Origin of the sequence: Lacibacter cauensis (assembly GCF_007830055.1) — a bacterium.
GTDB classification, from domain to species: domain Bacteria; phylum Bacteroidota; class Bacteroidia; order Chitinophagales; family Chitinophagaceae; genus Lacibacter; species Lacibacter cauensis.
In genome coordinates this window covers 505801-523000 of the sequence record NZ_VLLE01000005.1, presented here as the reverse complement: position 1 = coordinate 523000, position 17200 = coordinate 505801, and the positions used below count along the sequence as shown (strand labels likewise).

Sequence of the window (17200 nt, the reverse complement as noted above, 5' to 3'; positions counted from 1 at the left end):
ATTGGGAATTGTCGAATGTCGCTATAAGCTTGCAGGCAACACGTGTATTTCTGCTATTATACGCAACATCTCCCAAATAACAAAGCTTGTTTTTCAATCATTTAGCATTCGCCTTTTTGTATTGTTGGTTGCGCAAATACAACTTTACAATAATCGTGTGCAAACGTTTCATAAGTGTTTGCACACGGCTTATAACTGCACTTCAAAATCAATCTATTCTCTTTCATTGTTTTTTAATGCCGGTTGCATCAGGCTCCGATTGCCGTGTATACTTCATTGCAAGGCCAGTTGCTGTTGTGCAGTAGACAGATGAAGGCTGTGCAGGACAGGTTCTGCAGGCGGCTGTTGCCAATACATTGCACATCTGCTGGTTCTACAAAGCTGTTCTGTTAACCATACAAAGGCTTCCTGTTGGTTATACAAAGCCCTGCTGTTAACCATGCAGAGGCTTCCTGTTGGTTATACAAAGCCTTGCTGTTAACTATACAGAGGCTTTCTGTTGGTTATACAAAGCCTTGCTTTTAACTATACAAAGGCTTTCTGTTGGTTATACAAAGCCTTGCTGTTAACTATACAGAGGCTTTCTGTTGGTTATACAAAGCCTTGCTGTTAACTATACAATGGCTTTCTGTTGGTTATACAAAGCCCTGCTGTTAACCATACAGCGGTCTTCTGTTGCTGCTGCAATGGTTTTGTGCAGTTGTACAAAGCGCTTTCTCTTTGCTTTTTACCAACTGCTGCAGGCAAAAAACAAAGCTGTTTGGCCGGTTGCTCCAAAAAATATTTACGCAGTTTTGCCCTTTGTTACGGAAATTCCACATGCGCAAACGCAGCAGCAGCAAGGGTTACAGGGCCATGCGTCCCTCTTATTCATCTATTAAAATAAACTTTTAGGCGGTTTTTGCAAGGGGTTGGCCATACCACTTTTCGGGTACTTGCAGTTGCAGGTTTTGTTTTTTTGCTTTGTTGCGTCAACCTGTGTTAAACATCTGCTCTGCTTTGCATGGCTGGTTTAGCATAGATATTTCAAGCATTTTTTAAACCAAAATCTATGAAAAAAGCGATCAGCTCTTTTTCCAGAATGTCCGACGGTAACCTGGAAAGCAAAACCCACAGCATTATCAGCAACATGACGGGTAATGCGAATTTCCCCACCCCAACGCCCAGCTTAGCTGCATTGGAAACTGCAGCAGACAATTACAGCTCTGCACTGGTAAAAGCCCTTACGGGTAACCGTGCCGATGTGGCCGATAAAAATGCCAAACGGGCCGAACTGGAAAATGTGTTACGCAGCCTGTGTACGTATGTAAACCTTACGGCCAACGGCGATGCAGCCATGATTCTCAGTTCGGGTTTCGACATCAGCAAAGATCCGCAGCCGGTGGTGCTTACCCGCCCCGAAAACCTGCGGGTTGATAATGGTGCCGCCCCCGGTACGCTGCTGGTAAGTGTAAAAGCAGTAAAAGGTGCGCATGCCTACTTTCATGAGTATACCACCGATGCCACCATGGCGCCCGGCAGCTGGGTAAGTACTACAGGTACTACCAGCCGCATGCAGTTTACCAACTTACAGCCGGGTACGGTGTACTATTGCCGTGTAGGGGCAATTGGTACCAATAACCAGCTGCTGTACAGCGATGCAGTGAGCCGCATGGTAATTTAATGATGAACAGCTGGTTGATTGTTAAGGATGATAAAAAGCCGCCGTTTGGGGCGGCTTTGTTGTTTATGGTTGATGGTTTGAAGTCCGGTCTCCGAAGATAGAGATTGCTTCGCCAAATACAGGAGCTCGCAAAGACGTTCAATAAGTGTTGGCTTTCTCCGTCACGAAATACTGCAACAAAAGCCGCACATGCCAAAACTCCTTCGTGAGCCTGGCGCTGCCCGTGTGCCGAAAGGCTTCAATCGTTTATTCTTCAATTGACTGTATAAACGAACTGATAGCATTAAGATCTGCCGTTGTATTATCGTTCATGGTTGAATGGGCCGCATTTTCAATCAAGACAAACTTCGAATTGGGTGTAAGGCTCTGATAATATTTTACCGTTGCCGGCCGTGCCGCATCAAACTCACCTGCGGTAAACAGGGTTGGAATCTTGATTTGATGCAGATCATTGATGCGGTTATAATTTTTTAAATTACCGGTTACTGTAAACTCCTCTTTACCCCACATGTGTACATACAGTGCTTTACCACTTCGGGCAATAGACGAATCAATGTAGCTGTTCATCTTTCTGTTATAAAAACTGCTGTAGTATTTTTTGATTGCTTCCGAATAAAGCGCCGTATCCTTATAGTTGCCCGCTTTAAAGTTTTGCAAAGGCTTACGGTATACTGCGTCCATCGAATTCATCAGGGTATCTGCATCAAGCTCCCATCTTTTCGCACTCATACAAGGACTTGCCAGGATCAAGGCCTTGGGCAGGTTTTCGTTTTTAAAATAATACTCAGCCGCCAACATCGTTCCGTAAGAATGTGCGTATAAATAAAAATCGGTTATCTCCAGCTTTTGCAGAAGCGTCTTTAAGTCTTTCAACTGAGATGCGATATTCATCAATGCTGTATCATTCAAATTACTTGAACGGCCACAGCCAAGTTGATCGTACACAATCACCTGCCTGTCTGTAGCTAAGGCAAACAAAGGCGTTAACGAGTAACTGGGAAAACCGGGTCCGCCATGCAGCAGTACAATCGGGGTTTTGTTGCCACTGCCAATAACCTTGTACCAGATCGAGCCTCCTTCCACCTGTAGATAGCCCTCCCCTTCTTTAATGTGTTGATGCGAACAGGATGAAAGAGCGATAAGCAAAACTGCAAAAACAAAAAGCCGTTGAAACATGAGGGTTTAGTTTGATTGGTTGGCTGAAAAATTCATTATGCAAGATGCATTTATTTTTGAAGATGGAGAATTGGTTTGCTTACTGTCCGGGGTTGGTTGCAGCAGCCTCTGGGGCCAACGAACTCACCACTCACAGCTAACCTCCCCAGCAACTGCAATTATTTTTCTGCAAAAGAATAGAAATCTGCTAACTTTATGCTATCGCTGTAGATTCTTGTATATCCGTTCAGCTCAGGTACAGCGCACTTAGCACAATTTCATTTTTTTAGTTATTCAGGATCTGTTTCAGATCAACCGTCTTTGTTCAGGCATCGTTTAAAAAGTTAGTATTCATTAACAAGTAAACTGCATTACAATGAGGCTATCCGAATTTATTCTGTTAGATGAGCAACAAAAGAAAGAAACTGTTCTGCACCTCGGGGTTTTAATTGGTAAACGGCAGCAGGAACAACACATGATCTTCCTGTTTCAGCTGGACTACTATTACATCGAAACCTGGTGCAGTTTCAAAAACCGGGCAATACAGGAATACCGTGTGTTCGATAACACTACGGCCCTTTCGCCCTACCTTCAGTCCATTTCCATCAATGAGTTATTTGGCTGAAGACCGGCACACGGCAAGCTATAACAGGTTCAGCACAAACACATTACCGCAGCTTTCCGAACAACAAAGAGGGGCATGGTTAATGAACCGCCCCTCTTTGAAAAAGATTCTTGTGCATATTCCGAATTATAAGCGTACCTTCGCCCTGTTAATTTGAGCCTCGCACCGTAATGGTTAATTAGTCTGCTGTTTATTCGCATCTTAGTTAGTTTCTTACTTCTTGCCTTTCTCAAGTATTGATGACAATTTAATTTAAACAAACATGAACATTTTTGTTTCAAACTTAAGCTTCAACGTAGAAGACGAAGATTTAAGAGAATTTTTTACTCCTTACGGAGAAGTTTCTTCAGCTAAAATTATCAACGACCGTGAATCGGGCCGCTCACGTGGTTTCGGTTTCGTGGAAATGAGTGATGATGCTGCTGCGAAAAAAGCAATTGCAGAACTCGATGGCGCTACTGTAGAAGGCAGAGCTATTAAAGTTTCAGAAGCAAAGCCAAAAGAAGACAGACCAGCACGCAACTTCAGCGGCGGTGGTAACTTCAACAACAACAGAAGTTATAATAAGAATCGTTACTAATCTTACTGTTCGCATAAAAAGCCTTGCCAATTGGCAGGGCTTTTTTATTGTCCTGTAATCTTTAGCATATACGTATTGTTGTTCATAATTTAACAGCAAACCGGCTTATACCCACCAAGCTTGTCTGCACGGCATGCAATAAAAAAGCCGAAGCATTGCTGCTCCGGCTTTACTCGATTATAAACCTTGATTGAAACTACTGCACTAAAATGGTTGCTGTTTCTGTACCTGCACGCAGGTAGTAACTTCCTTTACCAAGCAGGCTTAGTTGCAGTTGTTGCAAACCTGCCTTGCCTTTTTGCTCAAGCACCAAACTACCGTTGCTGTTGTAGATACGGATTACCGCATCGGCCGGTAATTTCACATGCAGCACACCGTTGGTTACAGGTGTTGGATAAACCTGCATACGTGCCGCCGTTGTAAACTGTACCTGTACGGTTTTGCTGATGCTTTGTTTACCATCCACATCACGCTGAATTAAACGGTAGTAATTGCTGCCTTCAACCGGCTGCAGATGTGTAAACTTGTAATTACTTACACTCTGGCTGTTACCTGCTGCTGCCACAGTACCAATGCTGCTCCAGCTGCTGTTACCGGTGCTGTGCTGCACCACAAAATCTTTTGTGTTTTGCTCGGTAGCAGTTTGCCATTGCAGCTGCACTGTTTGCTCTTTACGTGCTGCTGTAAAGCTGAGCCAGCTTACAGGCAGTGTAGAACTTGACTCCATTACTGCAAATGGAGAGAAGCTGCCGGTATAACCCGTATAGGTAAGACTGGTAGATGTGCTGTTGGTTGTTCCGGTTTGTTTATCCCAGCTTGTTCCATAATGGTACAATGCTGCGCTTGACAATGGTTGCGGAATATCGCCTGCATTCCAATTGAATACAAAGTTGATACCGCTGCCAGCATTAGAATTTGCTTTACTAATATCCCAGGTGCGTTGTACACGGCTTAAAGTAACAAGCGAACCGTTACTGCCGTTTGCATATACTTCATCCAATACACGAACGCTGAACTGATCGCCGGCACCGGTGTTGTTGGAAATAGTTACCGGATTGTAGGTGCTGTTACCAACCGGGAACGCAAAGCTGCTGCCATTCGCAATACTCTTGCGTAATTGCCCTATACCATTTGTCTGGAAATAGTTATTGGCATCAGCGCCAATGATATTATTCAGTATCAGGTTGTAATTCCCCAGTTGCACTTTGCGGTTCGATCCATTAAAATCGAGCTCATTCAATGTATACTGTTGATCGATTACCAGGTGATTTGCCGCAGTATTGCTGATGATTACATCTGCGCCAGTTACAGGCTTTGTATTTTCAAGCCAGTTACCATTTGTATTCCAATCAGTATTATTGGTTCCCTTCCATACATATTGATTATTGGCATACACTCGCACTGTACCTGCATTACTGTAAGCACTGCCACAACCTGCATTGGTTACCACTGCACGGAATTGCGTGCTGCTGTTTACTGTATAATCGTACGTTGCATTCGTGTTACTGATGTCTGTCCAGATTAATCCATTATCAGTTGAAGCCTGCCATTTACTCACTGTACCGGTATTTCCGCTGAGTGTAAGTGTACCGCTTTGTGTACCGGCCAGGTGTTCAAAACTGTTAACCGAACCACCTACCGGCGGCGTTCCAACATTTACAGAAATTGTTTTGGCTGTACTCCACTCAGCTGCACCGCAACCATTGTTTTGAACCTGTGCACGGAAGTAATAGGTACCCGCAGTACTGAGCGTGTGGTTAAGCGTTGTAGTGGTATTGTTGATGGTGGTTGGGTTTGTAAAACCTGCATCGGTTGCAACCTGCCATTGCAAAACATCGCCACTGTTACCAAACAAAGTAAGCTCAGCTTGTGTGCCTTCGCAAATAGTGTTGTTAACTGCATCTACTGTACCGGGTTCTGTTACAGCAACAATTACAGGAACAGCTGATGTTGCCAAACTGTTGCAAGTTGCAGGACTTGTTGAGTTAACCACTGCTCTGTAATAAGTAGTCTGGCTGATATTTTCTACAACCAACGACGTTGTGTTATTGCTGATAGCCGTACCAGCTGTAAGGAAATTATCATAACTCCACTCCCACTGTTCTACCGAACCGGTAAGATTATTGAGTGTAAGTGTAGTACTGTTCGTGCCTTCACATACTGTAACATTACCACCACTGATGCTTCCGCTTGATGCACCTGCAACAGCAAGTTCTTTTGTAAACACCACATTGTTGCTGGTATTATCGCCGGGCATATCGCCGTACTCTACGATATAGGAGAGGCTGTTCGGGAAAAGATCATTCCATTGACCGGAACCTGATGAATAAATTTGTGCATAATGCTCACCGCCGCAGCAGTTATTAGGTTCGCCGGGTGCCCAGTTTTGATACCGACCGTTAAACGAAGTTACATTTGGAGTATTATTGATCGAGAACTGTTGTCCCTTTTCGGGTCCGGTAATCCAGTAATAGTTAGCTTCTGCAGCTGACTGATCTGCATACAGCACAGAACCTACGGCTTCATTAATCTGCATGTAATCGTCTGAAGCTCCAAACCATGCATCGGAGTTCATAATCTTCCAGATAAAATTATTTTCGGCAGGCGAAGTAATCGTTGCCAGGTACCCTTGTCTGCCAAAGAAAGAACGGGCGGCAGCTGCATTTTTTGCATCGGGCCAATCAATACTTGCATTTACGTATTCATAAAAATGTCCGGTAAGTGGATTATAAAAACGGTTTCCCGCCGTAAAACTTACCTTTCTTCTTTCAGGAAAACAAATACTGGATGTTGACTGAAATGTTACTCTACGTAAAAACTCCTGCCAATCGGCTGCCAGCATTGAACCGGTAAATACAAGTACACCGGTTGTACTGTTAAAACCCGTTGTACTGATGCCTGATGGCAATGCACCGCTGTAACCTAACTCATCACCTGCTGTGTAGCCTTCTGAAATAGAAACGGTAAATCCATCAATTAAGCCGTTAGACGTTACCGTTAGTTCGGGCGACACGATGGTTGCAGTATTGGCAGAGGTATTATTCAAACTGCTGCTGCCACTGATGTTCATCTGGCCTGCAGCTGAGGGGCTTGCATAGGTATAAGTACCATAACTACCTGTTCCTCCGGGTGTGGTTACATCTACCGAACCGGTTGTACCATAACCAACAATGGCCGTTATTTGTGTTGTACTGTTTACAGTAAACGATTTTACAGCTGTACCACCTATGGTTACCGCAGTAGCGCACGAAAAATCGGTACCGGTAATAACCAATGTATTATTAACAGTACCACTGGTTGCACTGATGCCTGTAATAACGGGAGCAGCCGGCGTGTTTACCGTAAACAAATCGGTTGAAGTTGCCATACCCCCATTATTTAATACTTTAATGGGGCCGCTTGTTGCATCTGCAGGTACCGTTGCCACTAATTCGGTTGCGCTGATAACAGTAAAATCAGTCGCCAATGCATCGTTAAACACTACATAGTTTACACTATTAGTAAAGTTTGTGCCATATATTGTTACCTGACTGCAGGGTAAACCACTGCCCGTACTCAGCGAACTGATTGTTGGGGCTGCACCACCCGGAAAAGCCGGCGTATACGACACCGTTACTTTTGCAAAACTGTTGTTGAGTGATGGCGTTTTACAAAGGTAAAGACTACCCCATCCGGCATCAAACACAAACGTATTCAATCCACCCCTTACATAATCTCCGGTTGTAATCGATGGGCTGATGATTTCTGTACGGTCCATACAATCCCAGTAGTCCGTCATTCCCATCATATCTCCTTGTGAAGCGCCATTAAGATTGGTGGATGTTGACATATAGCCGAAATTCAGGCCCATATTCAATTCTATCTGCACACTGTTGATGGTAACACCCGCCGGTAAATTATCAGTCCATTTGAAACCAAATTCGGGATTATCCCAATCCGTATAATGAACACCGCAGTTAACATGGTTCGACTTTGTTAGCTGCGAAGGACTGTTAATGTAATAGATTTTTGTTAACTGTGCGGAGGCGATCTGACTCAGAACAGAAAGAAAAAAGACGAAGAGCAGTCGTTTAAGAAGCATACTCATAAGTTGTTGTTTTTTTGTAATGGATATTGTTGACCTTTTAAAGTTTTCCGACAAAACATAACTGTGCTGTTGGCAATACGAATCTTGCCAGTAGCTGCCGGAATATTGCAGGTGCTACAGCTCTTTACCAGTAATGCGGAGGTAAAAGAGCAGACACCATACCTTAAATGAATCAGAATTGATTTGCTCTGCCTGACGGCAATAAACAAACGAAGTAATTAAAACTAAGGAGGGGAAATAACGGCATACATGATAATGGATTTTAAAGGGTAATGAGGATGATTTTACACTGTAAAACTATCATGTTAAAACCGATATTACACTAATAGCAAACACTTACCAACGCTTTTTTTGACATTCGTCAAAGCCATCCGTGTAAGCACTTAGCAATAGCTATACAGCTACACATACAAACTGCCCTACTAATACTGAATGGACAGTTTTTTACGCACTCGACTCAAGGTTTCGACTGTAATACCAAGAAAAGATGCAATGAATTTTAAAGGAACACGGTTAGCCAGGTGCGCATAATAATCAAGAAAGAAACGATAACGGTCTTCCGCAGCCGAAAGTCGTGCTATAAATGCACGGCGTTCTGCATCACCGTAATATCGTTGATAGAGTATGCGGGCTGTAATGTTAAATTCGGGGTATTCGCTGTACAACTTATCTAATGCAGCAACGGGCATACGATACAAACTACAGTGTTCAATAGTTTCAATGCTTTCAAGCGCAGGCGCATTATACACAAGACCTGAAATGGAGGTTACAAATTCATTTTCGCAGGAAATCCATGTCGTAATGTCTTTGCCTGCATCTCGTATAAAACCTCGCACAATTCCTTTTTCGATAAAATAGACAAACTCATTCATTGAACCGGCTTCCAGCAACAAGCTCCCTTTGGTATAAGTAACTGCTTCAAGATGTTGCTGAAAATATGCAGACACAAATGAAGGTTGTGGATGAAGGTTATTCAATACATAAAAGATTCCGGTAAAATCAGGTGGTAATTGATGCATTCGTTGCGTTTGGGTAATACATCAAAAATAAAACTTATAAAAGGCAATGGCAAGAACATCTTTTCGATTTTGCAAAACGTATGTAAACAGCACACCAGTACCAGATACTGTATGATAGCAGCATATAACAGCAGCCTCTAAAACAGCGCTCACCCTATTTCAACTATTTTCTATGCATTCAGCAAATGCGGCTTTTCTTTATACACTTTCCATAAAAATTCGCCGAAGATGGTATTGGCCCAGGCAAACCACGAACGGGTGAATTTCTTTGCATCATCTTTATGAAACGCTTCATGCATAAACCCGGTACCGCCATGCGACCTTTGTAACATTTCCACACACTTCTTCATTTCCAGATCACTTGTACTGGTCAGCCCACGCATAACTATACTCAACGGCCAGATCATATCTACACCTACATGCGGACCACCGATACCTTCACCCGCTTTTCCTTTAAAGTAAAACGGATTGTATTCGCTCAACAAAAATTTTCGTGTGTTGCTATACACCGGATCATTTGCTGCAACAGCTCCCAGGTAAGGCAACGATAAAAGACTCGGCACATTGGCATCGTCCATTATATTGAAACTACCATAGCCGTTAACTTCGTACGCATACACTTTTCCAAATTGCGGATGTGTAACAATGCCGTATTGTTTAATAGCTGTTTCCACCTCTGTTGCCAATGCCATGCATTCATTTGCAAAAGCAGCCTCTTTATACACGGCAGTAAAAATTTCAGCCATTTGCTTTAAGCTAACAACTGCAAAAAAGTTAGCAGGAATAAACAACGGATAAATAGTCGCATCATCACTCGGCCGGAACATCGAGAAGATTAACCCCACTGGTTTTGCCGGATAACCGTAACCGCCCAATGGTACTCCATCGGTTGCCCAGCTTGTTCTGCGTTCAAATTTATAAGGGCCTTTACCGGTTTTACGTTGCTGCTCACGAAATGTTTGCACAATCAACTTTGCAGCTTTGTTCCATGTTTCATCAAACACAGCAACATCATTGGTTGTTTTCCAATACTTGTATGCCAGGCGTACAGGATAGCAAAGACTATCGATCTCCCATTTACGTTCATGAATACCTGCCTTCATGTCGGTATAATCGGTCTTCCATTCGCCTTGCTTTGTTTCATCGTTATAAAATGCATTGGCATACGGATCTTTATTGATACAAAATGCCTGCCTGTTAATTACACCGGCAATCAACTCCTGCAATGCCTTATCCTCTTTTACAAACGGCAGATAAGGCGATACCTGCGCAGTACTGTCACGCAGCCACATCGCATCAATATCACCGGTAATCACATACGTATCTGGTCTTCCGTTTTTTGTACCGGGATAAACGGTTGTATCCAATGTATTGGGAAAACAGTTGCCGAATAACCAGGCCAGTTCTTTGTTCTTTACTTTCGCTGAAAATTCTGCAATCGCCTTCTCAATGGCTGCACTTTGAAAATGACGTTTCTCTGCAGCAACACGTACCACAGGATAATCGGTAAAAGTACCGGAAAACGATATCTGTTGACTAAAGAAAACACCGGCACCTGCAATGCCTGTATTACGGATAAACGCTTTTCTGTTCATTGTGTAAATTTCAATAAGCAAGTTTACTGCACATCAACGGTATAACCATTCGTTTTCAAATGATGCTTTTGTTTTTCAGTAACAACAATCTAAGGATGCATCTCTATACTAAACACAAAGTTTTACTTCACCTGGTTTGTGTAAAGCTGCTGATGCAATGCCTTCAGTTGCTCAACAGGCATCTTTATTACTTTGCGGTCGTAAGTCATCAGCCCGTTTGTTTCAACTTCCACATCGGTTGTTTGGGTGTACACCGCTGCCGATAACCCTTTTGTAATAAGCGCCGGAATGCGGTTAATAAATTCGGCATACCTGTTCCATAACTCGGTGTTGTTTTTAAAACTCTGGTAGCCCCAGTTGTTTTTATTTTGCCATGTATGATTTTCTACCGGCAAACCCAAACCACCAAACTCACCTAACACTAACACGGTTGTTTTACCAAACAGATCAGGATGCGGCATTAATGGTTCAGGATAGTTGTGCAGATCGGTGATATGCCCTACAGCCTCAAAGTTGCCGCCGCTTGCTGTGTTCACTAATCGTGAGGGGTCTTTCTGCATCGTCCACTCCACAATTTCTTTTGTTTTGAATTGCCCCCATGCTTCGTTGAACGGCACCCAAACCACAATACTCGGGAAGTTGTGCAGATCCTGCATAATTTCTTTCCACTCTGTACGGAAGATCGATTCTGATTCTGCAGTACGTTGCTTGTCGGTTGCACGGCCATAAATACCCGGACGACTTTCCCAGTTATTGCCTAAGTCGCCACTCGGCATATCCTGCCAAACCAACATCCCCATTACATCACAATAGTAATACCAACGTGCAGGCTCCACTTTCACATGCTTACGGATCATGTTAAAGCCCATTGCTTTTGTTTGTTCAATATCGAACTTCAATGCTTCATCTGTTGGTGCAGTATATAAACCATCGGGCCACCAGCCCTGATCCAACGGACCATACTGAAATACAAACTGATCATTCAACAACATCCGCTGTATACCATTTGCATCGGCTTTCATTGAAATTTTGCGCATAGCGAAATAGCTCTTCGCTTCATCAATTACTTTTCCTTTACGGAGAATGTCATATTTTATATCATACAGAAAAGGATTGGTTGTGGACCATAGTTTCGGATTTGCTATTGATAATATTGCTTGCCCATTATCGGCAACAGTTTGTTCGGCCACTTTTGTTGTTCCATCAAATACAGTTACTACCAATTCATCACCGGGCTGTACCGCTTCGATTTTTGCACTTACATGAATTGCTCTTTTATCTACATCCGGCGTTTGCTTTATTTCTGAGATGTACGTGGATGCAACTGTTTCGGCCCATACCGTTTGCCAGATACCGGTTACGGGTGTGTACCAGATACCGTGCGGATTTTTCACCTGCTTGCCTCTTGGTTGCGGACCATCATCAGAAGGATCCCACACTCGAACAGCAATATCCTGTTTATTGCCCTTCTTTAATGCAGTGGTTATATCAAACGAAAACGGATCGTAACCACCCTGGTGCGAGCCAACTTCTTTACCATTAACAAAAACAGTACACTGCCAGTCAACCGCACCAAAATGCAGTAATACATTTTTACCTTTTGCAGCAGCAACAGATACAGCTCGTTTATACCACAATACACTGTCCTTACCCACTGTTTTACCTACGCCCGACAATGCAGATTCTACAGCAAACGGTACAAGAATTTTTCCCTGTGTTACTGCAGGAATACTTTGCTCACTCTTTGAAAGAATAGCATATTCCCAACTACCATTCAGGTTAACCCAGTTGTTACTACGTACAAACTGTGGCCGGGGATATTCCGGCAAGGGGTTGGCAGGGTTTACTTTCTCGGCCCAAGGGGTTGTAATTTTTCCGGGCACAATGCTCCATGTGTTTTGAGCATGTAGTTGACTGAAGAGAAAAAGCAGTACTCCTGCAAGCAATTGTTTCATATGAATGTGTTTATAAAAATAAGCAGTCTGTAACGACCATAATCTGTATCGAATCCATTTTACAGTCCTTGTAAAAATAAAGCAGTAGAACGGCATTTGTTGCTCATTTAATTTTCATTAAGTTTTGACTTGCCTGTAGAGCGTTAATTTTAGGCGGTTGAGGAATCTTTTATTTTCCTACATTAACAGCTAAAGAAACGGTATATGACAACAAACAGGACTTCCCATTTATTCAAATTAATGGCACAGCAGTTGCTGCCCTTACTCTTCACCGTTACATGTACAGCTACTGCAGGTGCGCAACAAACTACAAAAGATACTGCATGGTCGGGCAATCCGTTGTTCAAGGGTTGGTATGCCGATCCGGAAGCCATCATTTTTAACAAACAGTACTGGATCTTCCCTACTTATTCTGCGCCTTACAACAAACAGGTTTTCTTTGATGCGTTCTCATCAAAAGATCTTGTTACTTGGACAAAGCATGAACGCATTTTAGATACCGCTGCTATTAAATGGGCGAAGCGTGCAGTATGGGCACCATCTATCATTGAAAAGAAGAATAAGTACTACCTGTTCTTTGGCGCAAATGATATTCAAAACAACAACGAATACGGCGGCATTGGTGTTGCTGTTGCAGACAAACCGCAAGGCCCGTACAAAGATCATTTAGGCAAACCGCTGGTTGATAAATTTTACAATGGTGCACAGCCTATCGATCAGTTTGTGTTTCATGATAAAGACGGCAAGTACTATCTCATCTATGGCGGATGGCGTCATTGCAATATTGCACAATTAAAAGACGACTTCACGGGCTTTGTTCCTTTTAATGATGGCACAACCTTTAAAGAAATTACACCTGAAAGTTATGTGGAGGGACCTTTCATGTTTATCCGCAATGGTAAATATTATTTCATGTGGTCGGAAGGTGGCTGGACTGGCCCTAACTACAGTGTGGCTTATGCTATTGGTGATTCACCATTCGGGCCATTTAAGCGTGTTGGAAAAATTTTGCAGCAGGATCCAAAGATTGCAACCGGAGCCGGACATCATTCAGTGATCAATGTACCGGGCACTGATGAATACTATACCATCTATCATCGCCGGCCGTTAACAGAAAAAGACGGCAATTCAAGAGAAACCTGTATTGAGTATCTATCGTTTGATGAGAATGGCTTTATTAAGCCTGTTGTGATAACGAATGAAGGAGTAAAAGCAAGAAGAATAAAAAAATAACAGGAAAGCAAGAGCACTTGAATAATAAAAACGGCAACTGGAAAGTTGCCGTTTACTTTAACTGTTGCTGTTCAACTCAAAACTACTGCTCGAAAAGACACTATCTTATACAATTGCATGCAAAGCAATTACATTACTTTGCATGCTTATTCGTCATCACAAACACAATTTCACCACCGTTCATCAGATCAGCATAGGGTAAAAAATTACCATTGGCATCTCTGCGTTTTACAAAACCATCTTTGTCAAATACATTTTTGTCATGCCATAAAAAAATGCCCATCCCGGAGAACCGGAACGGGTATTCTTTTCAACTACTGATGATTGCTAAAATAGCTATTAATCTTGTGTACATTCTGTGCAAACGTCTGCACTAAATTTCCTCAACCGTGCTTTAAAAGAAAAAGCTGATTAACTACGTTTAAATCATGCTATACCGGTTATTCTAAAATAAGAGCCTTGCATAACCACTACCCGATGAAGAAATATTGACCTGATCTGTTACTTTGAAGTAAGCCCTGCTTCCATAATCTGTTTTGCTTCCACATCTTCATACATTGTAATCTGCTTCAACAACTCTTTCTTCAGCTGTACTGTAATCTTTTCATAACCTTTCATTCCGTAAACATTCTTCATTTCACTTTTATCGTTTACAAGATCATACAACTCCCAGCTTTCAACACGCTTATAAAACCTGATCAATTTGTACCGTCCATTACTGATGCCAAAATGAGGCGACACTGCATGCTCTCCATTTTCGTAATAATGATAATACATAACGCCCCTGCCCTTTTGTTTTTCGCCTGTAATCAAAGGCAAAAAAGATTTCCCCTGCATATCGGACGGTGGCTTTATTCCTGCAGCATGGAGTACTGTTGGCGCAATATCAAGATTCATCACCAGGTTATTGTTTACAGTTGCCGGTTTAATCTTACCGGGATAACGCATGAGCATAGGTGTACGAAACGATTCCTCATACATAAAACGCTTATCAAACCAACCATGTTCGCCCATGTAAAAGCCCTGGTCTGATACGTAAATAACAATTGTATTTTCTGTGAGCTGATGTTGATCGAGATAAGCAAGTGTGCGGCCAATACTCCGATCGAGAGATGCAGCCGTTGCCAGGTAATCCTTCATGTACCGTTGGTACTTCCATTCAACCAATGCCTTACCGGAAAGATTTTTAGTTTTGAAATCGTTGTATACGGAATCGTAATACTGCATAAACTGTTGCCGCTGCATTGCATTCATACGATTAATACTCCCCTCCTTTCCCTCAGCTTCTTTACTGTCGAACATTTTTAAGTCGTACCCTATGCGCATCGTTTTATCAATGGTCATATCCTGCACCATTGCTGCCGCACGGTTTTGATAGTTATCGTAAAAATTACCAGGCAATGGAAATGTAACGTTGTTAAACGTACGCAGATCCTGCAGATCGGGCATCCAGGTACGGTGCGTGTTCTTATGACCGATCACCAGGCAGAAAGGTTTTGAAGGATCTCTTTTATCCAACCAGTTTTCTGCCACATCTTCTACCACAGTACTTACATACCCCTCTACTCTTTTTTTCGTTCCATCCATCATTAAAAAATCCGGATTGTAATAACTTCCTTGACCGGGCAATATTTGCCAGAACGAAAATCCCTGCGGCTGTGTTTCCAAATGCCACTTGCCAATCCATGCCGTTTGATAACCAACCTTGCCAAGCTCTTTAATAAATGTATTCTGCGAACCATCGAAGCTGGAGTGTTCATTATCTTTAAATCCGTTCTTATGACTGTATTTACCTGTTAGCATTACTGCACGGCTTGGACCACAGATTGAATTGGTAACATAAGCTTTATTAAAAACAACGCCTTCTTTTGCAATGCGATCGATATTGGGCGTTTGCATGAATTTGCCTCCATACGCACCGATGGTTTGAAAAGAATGATCATCGGAAATAATAATCACAATATTGGGCGCTTTCTTTGAAACCTGCTGTGCTTTTGAAGTATCAACAGCTGTACATAAAAAACCAATCAAAAGCACAGTACAAAAACGCATTGTTAATAGTTTAAGTTGAAGGATGAATATCGGCTATTTCGAAGCTATCATTCCCGAAGCCACTGTAGCTATGAAGATAAAAAAAACATTCCTGAACATCAGATGCAACCGTTTGAGCAAAACCAACTGCTTTTAAAAACAGGTAAATGTTGTAGTAAGAAAAAAACTTATTCTTATACCTGTCCTGGGTTTCATACAGTAGACATCAGGATTTGCATCTTCTGAATCCGTCCGTCACGAACAATCAGGTTTCATTCCAATATAAGTTTTTGTATTTGTTAAAGCACAAGCAACGGCAACTTACAGCAATTGTCTCCTTCCTTATTTCGATTATAAATTAGTTTCGGATATTAATCTCTTGGACTTTAATTTTCCGATAATAAAATTTGCCTCTGCTTCATCTATACCACTTGCAAACTTTATTGTTTTGAAACCATAGTCGAACCGGATTGTTCCGGTTGAGGAGGTCATTCCTGCAAAACTATTACGCCCACCAAAGAAAGCACCGTAATCCTGTTGTCCTTCTTCGTTAACCCTTAAATTCTTCACAGCATGTAAGTCGTAAGTTTTCGGTTTCGAAAGCAGTGAACCCATTTTTACGATTGTTAACCGTCCTTCACCAACTGTAATAATTTCTTTTCCGATCAAATTCCATAAAAGCGTCTTTAATGCAAAGAAGCCGCCAACAGTCCACCCACAAAGCCAAAAAAGCAAAAAGAGATTTACAAAACCCATGCTTTCTGCTATAGAACCTATCAGCATCCTAATTGCAAGAAATTCACCCATTGTCCAACCGCCAAGCCAGGCGCCAAGAAAAACGATTATCAACCAATTCTTTTTTGTTGGAATAATAATTTCAAGCTCATTAAACGTGTCGTTAAGAATTGCTTGTCCGTTATAAGGTTTCTCCATAATTGAAAGTAATTCTTTTTCGCATGCGAGTCTCCTGTAAGGTACTCGCCGGTGTTTTGTTTCCTTCTTTTCCAGCCGCAGCATTGTTCCCGTAATCAATACTGGTTTTACAGTGAAGTTTCTAGGCACACAGCACTGCTGACGATGTGAATGCCAACAAGAAAAAAAATATTTTTAAAAGATGATTTGTATGATTTGTTTCAGCCGTAGTCTCTTCGTTTGTGTAAGTACACCCGGTGTCTCACGTATAGGCTACCGGAGTTTGTATCTTCAGCATTCAAAATTTTATTCCGGAGGAAGCATAAAGTTTGGGTTGTTAGCGCA

The 17200-nt window shown here is 42.2% G+C and carries 12 protein-coding genes; 4 read left to right on the top strand and 8 right to left on the bottom strand.

The window, feature by feature from the left end; genetic code table 11:
* Positions 1–1051: 1051 nt before the first annotated feature.
* Positions 1052–1663 (top strand): fibronectin type III domain-containing protein, encoded by a 612-nt coding sequence (locus tag IQ13_RS16015; protein ID WP_144887626.1) that lies wholly within the window; start codon positions 1052–1054, stop codon positions 1661–1663.
* 246 nt (positions 1664–1909) lie between these two features.
* Here the strand turns inward: IQ13_RS16015 and IQ13_RS16010 are convergent, their stop codons facing one another.
* Positions 1910–2839, bottom strand: coding sequence for a proline iminopeptidase-family hydrolase (locus tag IQ13_RS16010; RefSeq protein WP_144887624.1), 930 nt, complete (start codon positions 2837–2839; stop codon positions 1910–1912).
* 355 nt (positions 2840–3194) lie between these two features.
* On the opposite strand from IQ13_RS16010, the gene IQ13_RS16005 reads away from it, so the two are divergent.
* Positions 3195–3443 (top strand): hypothetical protein, encoded by a 249-nt coding sequence (locus tag IQ13_RS16005; protein ID WP_144887621.1) that lies wholly within the window; start codon positions 3195–3197, stop codon positions 3441–3443.
* Positions 3444–3705: 262 nt separating this feature from the next.
* Complete coding sequence (gene rbp / locus IQ13_RS16000; RefSeq protein ID WP_144887619.1) at positions 3706–4023, top strand: RNA-binding regulator; 318 nt, start codon at positions 3706–3708, stop codon at positions 4021–4023.
* A gap of 196 nt (positions 4024–4219) precedes the next feature.
* On the opposite strand, the gene IQ13_RS15995 is transcribed toward rbp, so the two are convergent.
* The 4 genes from IQ13_RS15995 to IQ13_RS15980 form a co-directional block, all read right to left on the bottom strand.
* Positions 4220–8110, bottom strand: a complete 3891-nt coding sequence (locus IQ13_RS15995; protein WP_144887617.1) for a DUF8696 domain-containing protein — start codon at positions 8108–8110, stop codon at positions 4220–4222.
* 422 nt (positions 8111–8532) lie between these two features.
* Positions 8533–9129: a Crp/Fnr family transcriptional regulator gene (locus IQ13_RS15990; RefSeq protein WP_144887615.1), complete on the bottom strand. Its 597-nt coding sequence runs from the start codon at positions 9127–9129 to the stop codon at positions 8533–8535.
* A gap of 170 nt (positions 9130–9299) precedes the next feature.
* Positions 9300–10724 (bottom strand): glycoside hydrolase family 125 protein, encoded by a 1425-nt coding sequence (locus IQ13_RS15985; RefSeq protein ID WP_144887613.1) that lies wholly within the window; start codon positions 10722–10724, stop codon positions 9300–9302.
* Between the two features lie 122 nt (positions 10725–10846).
* Entirely contained in the window at positions 10847–12679 is a 1833-nt protein-coding gene (locus IQ13_RS15980) for a glycoside hydrolase family 2 protein (protein ID WP_144887611.1), read from the bottom strand.
* A 204-nt stretch (positions 12680–12883) separates the two neighbouring features.
* Between IQ13_RS15980 and IQ13_RS15975 the strand changes: the two genes are divergently transcribed.
* A complete protein-coding gene (locus IQ13_RS15975; RefSeq protein ID WP_242009569.1) occupies positions 12884–13912 on the top strand; it encodes a glycoside hydrolase family 43 protein in 1029 nt (342 codons plus the stop codon).
* A gap of 133 nt (positions 13913–14045) precedes the next feature.
* Here IQ13_RS15975 and IQ13_RS15970 read toward each other — a convergent pair whose 3' ends face one another.
* From IQ13_RS15970 to IQ13_RS15960, 3 genes are all read right to left on the bottom strand, one after another.
* Positions 14046–14195, bottom strand: coding sequence for a glycoside hydrolase family 92 protein (locus IQ13_RS15970; RefSeq protein WP_144887609.1), 150 nt, complete (start codon positions 14193–14195; stop codon positions 14046–14048).
* Positions 14196–14413: 218 nt separating this feature from the next.
* Complete coding sequence (locus IQ13_RS15965; RefSeq protein WP_144887607.1) at positions 14414–15964, bottom strand: sulfatase family protein; 1551 nt, start codon at positions 15962–15964, stop codon at positions 14414–14416.
* A 330-nt stretch (positions 15965–16294) separates the two neighbouring features.
* A complete protein-coding gene (locus tag IQ13_RS15960) occupies positions 16295–16876 on the bottom strand; it encodes a hypothetical protein (RefSeq protein WP_144887605.1) in 582 nt (193 codons plus the stop codon).
* Positions 16877–17200 lie beyond the last annotated feature (324 nt).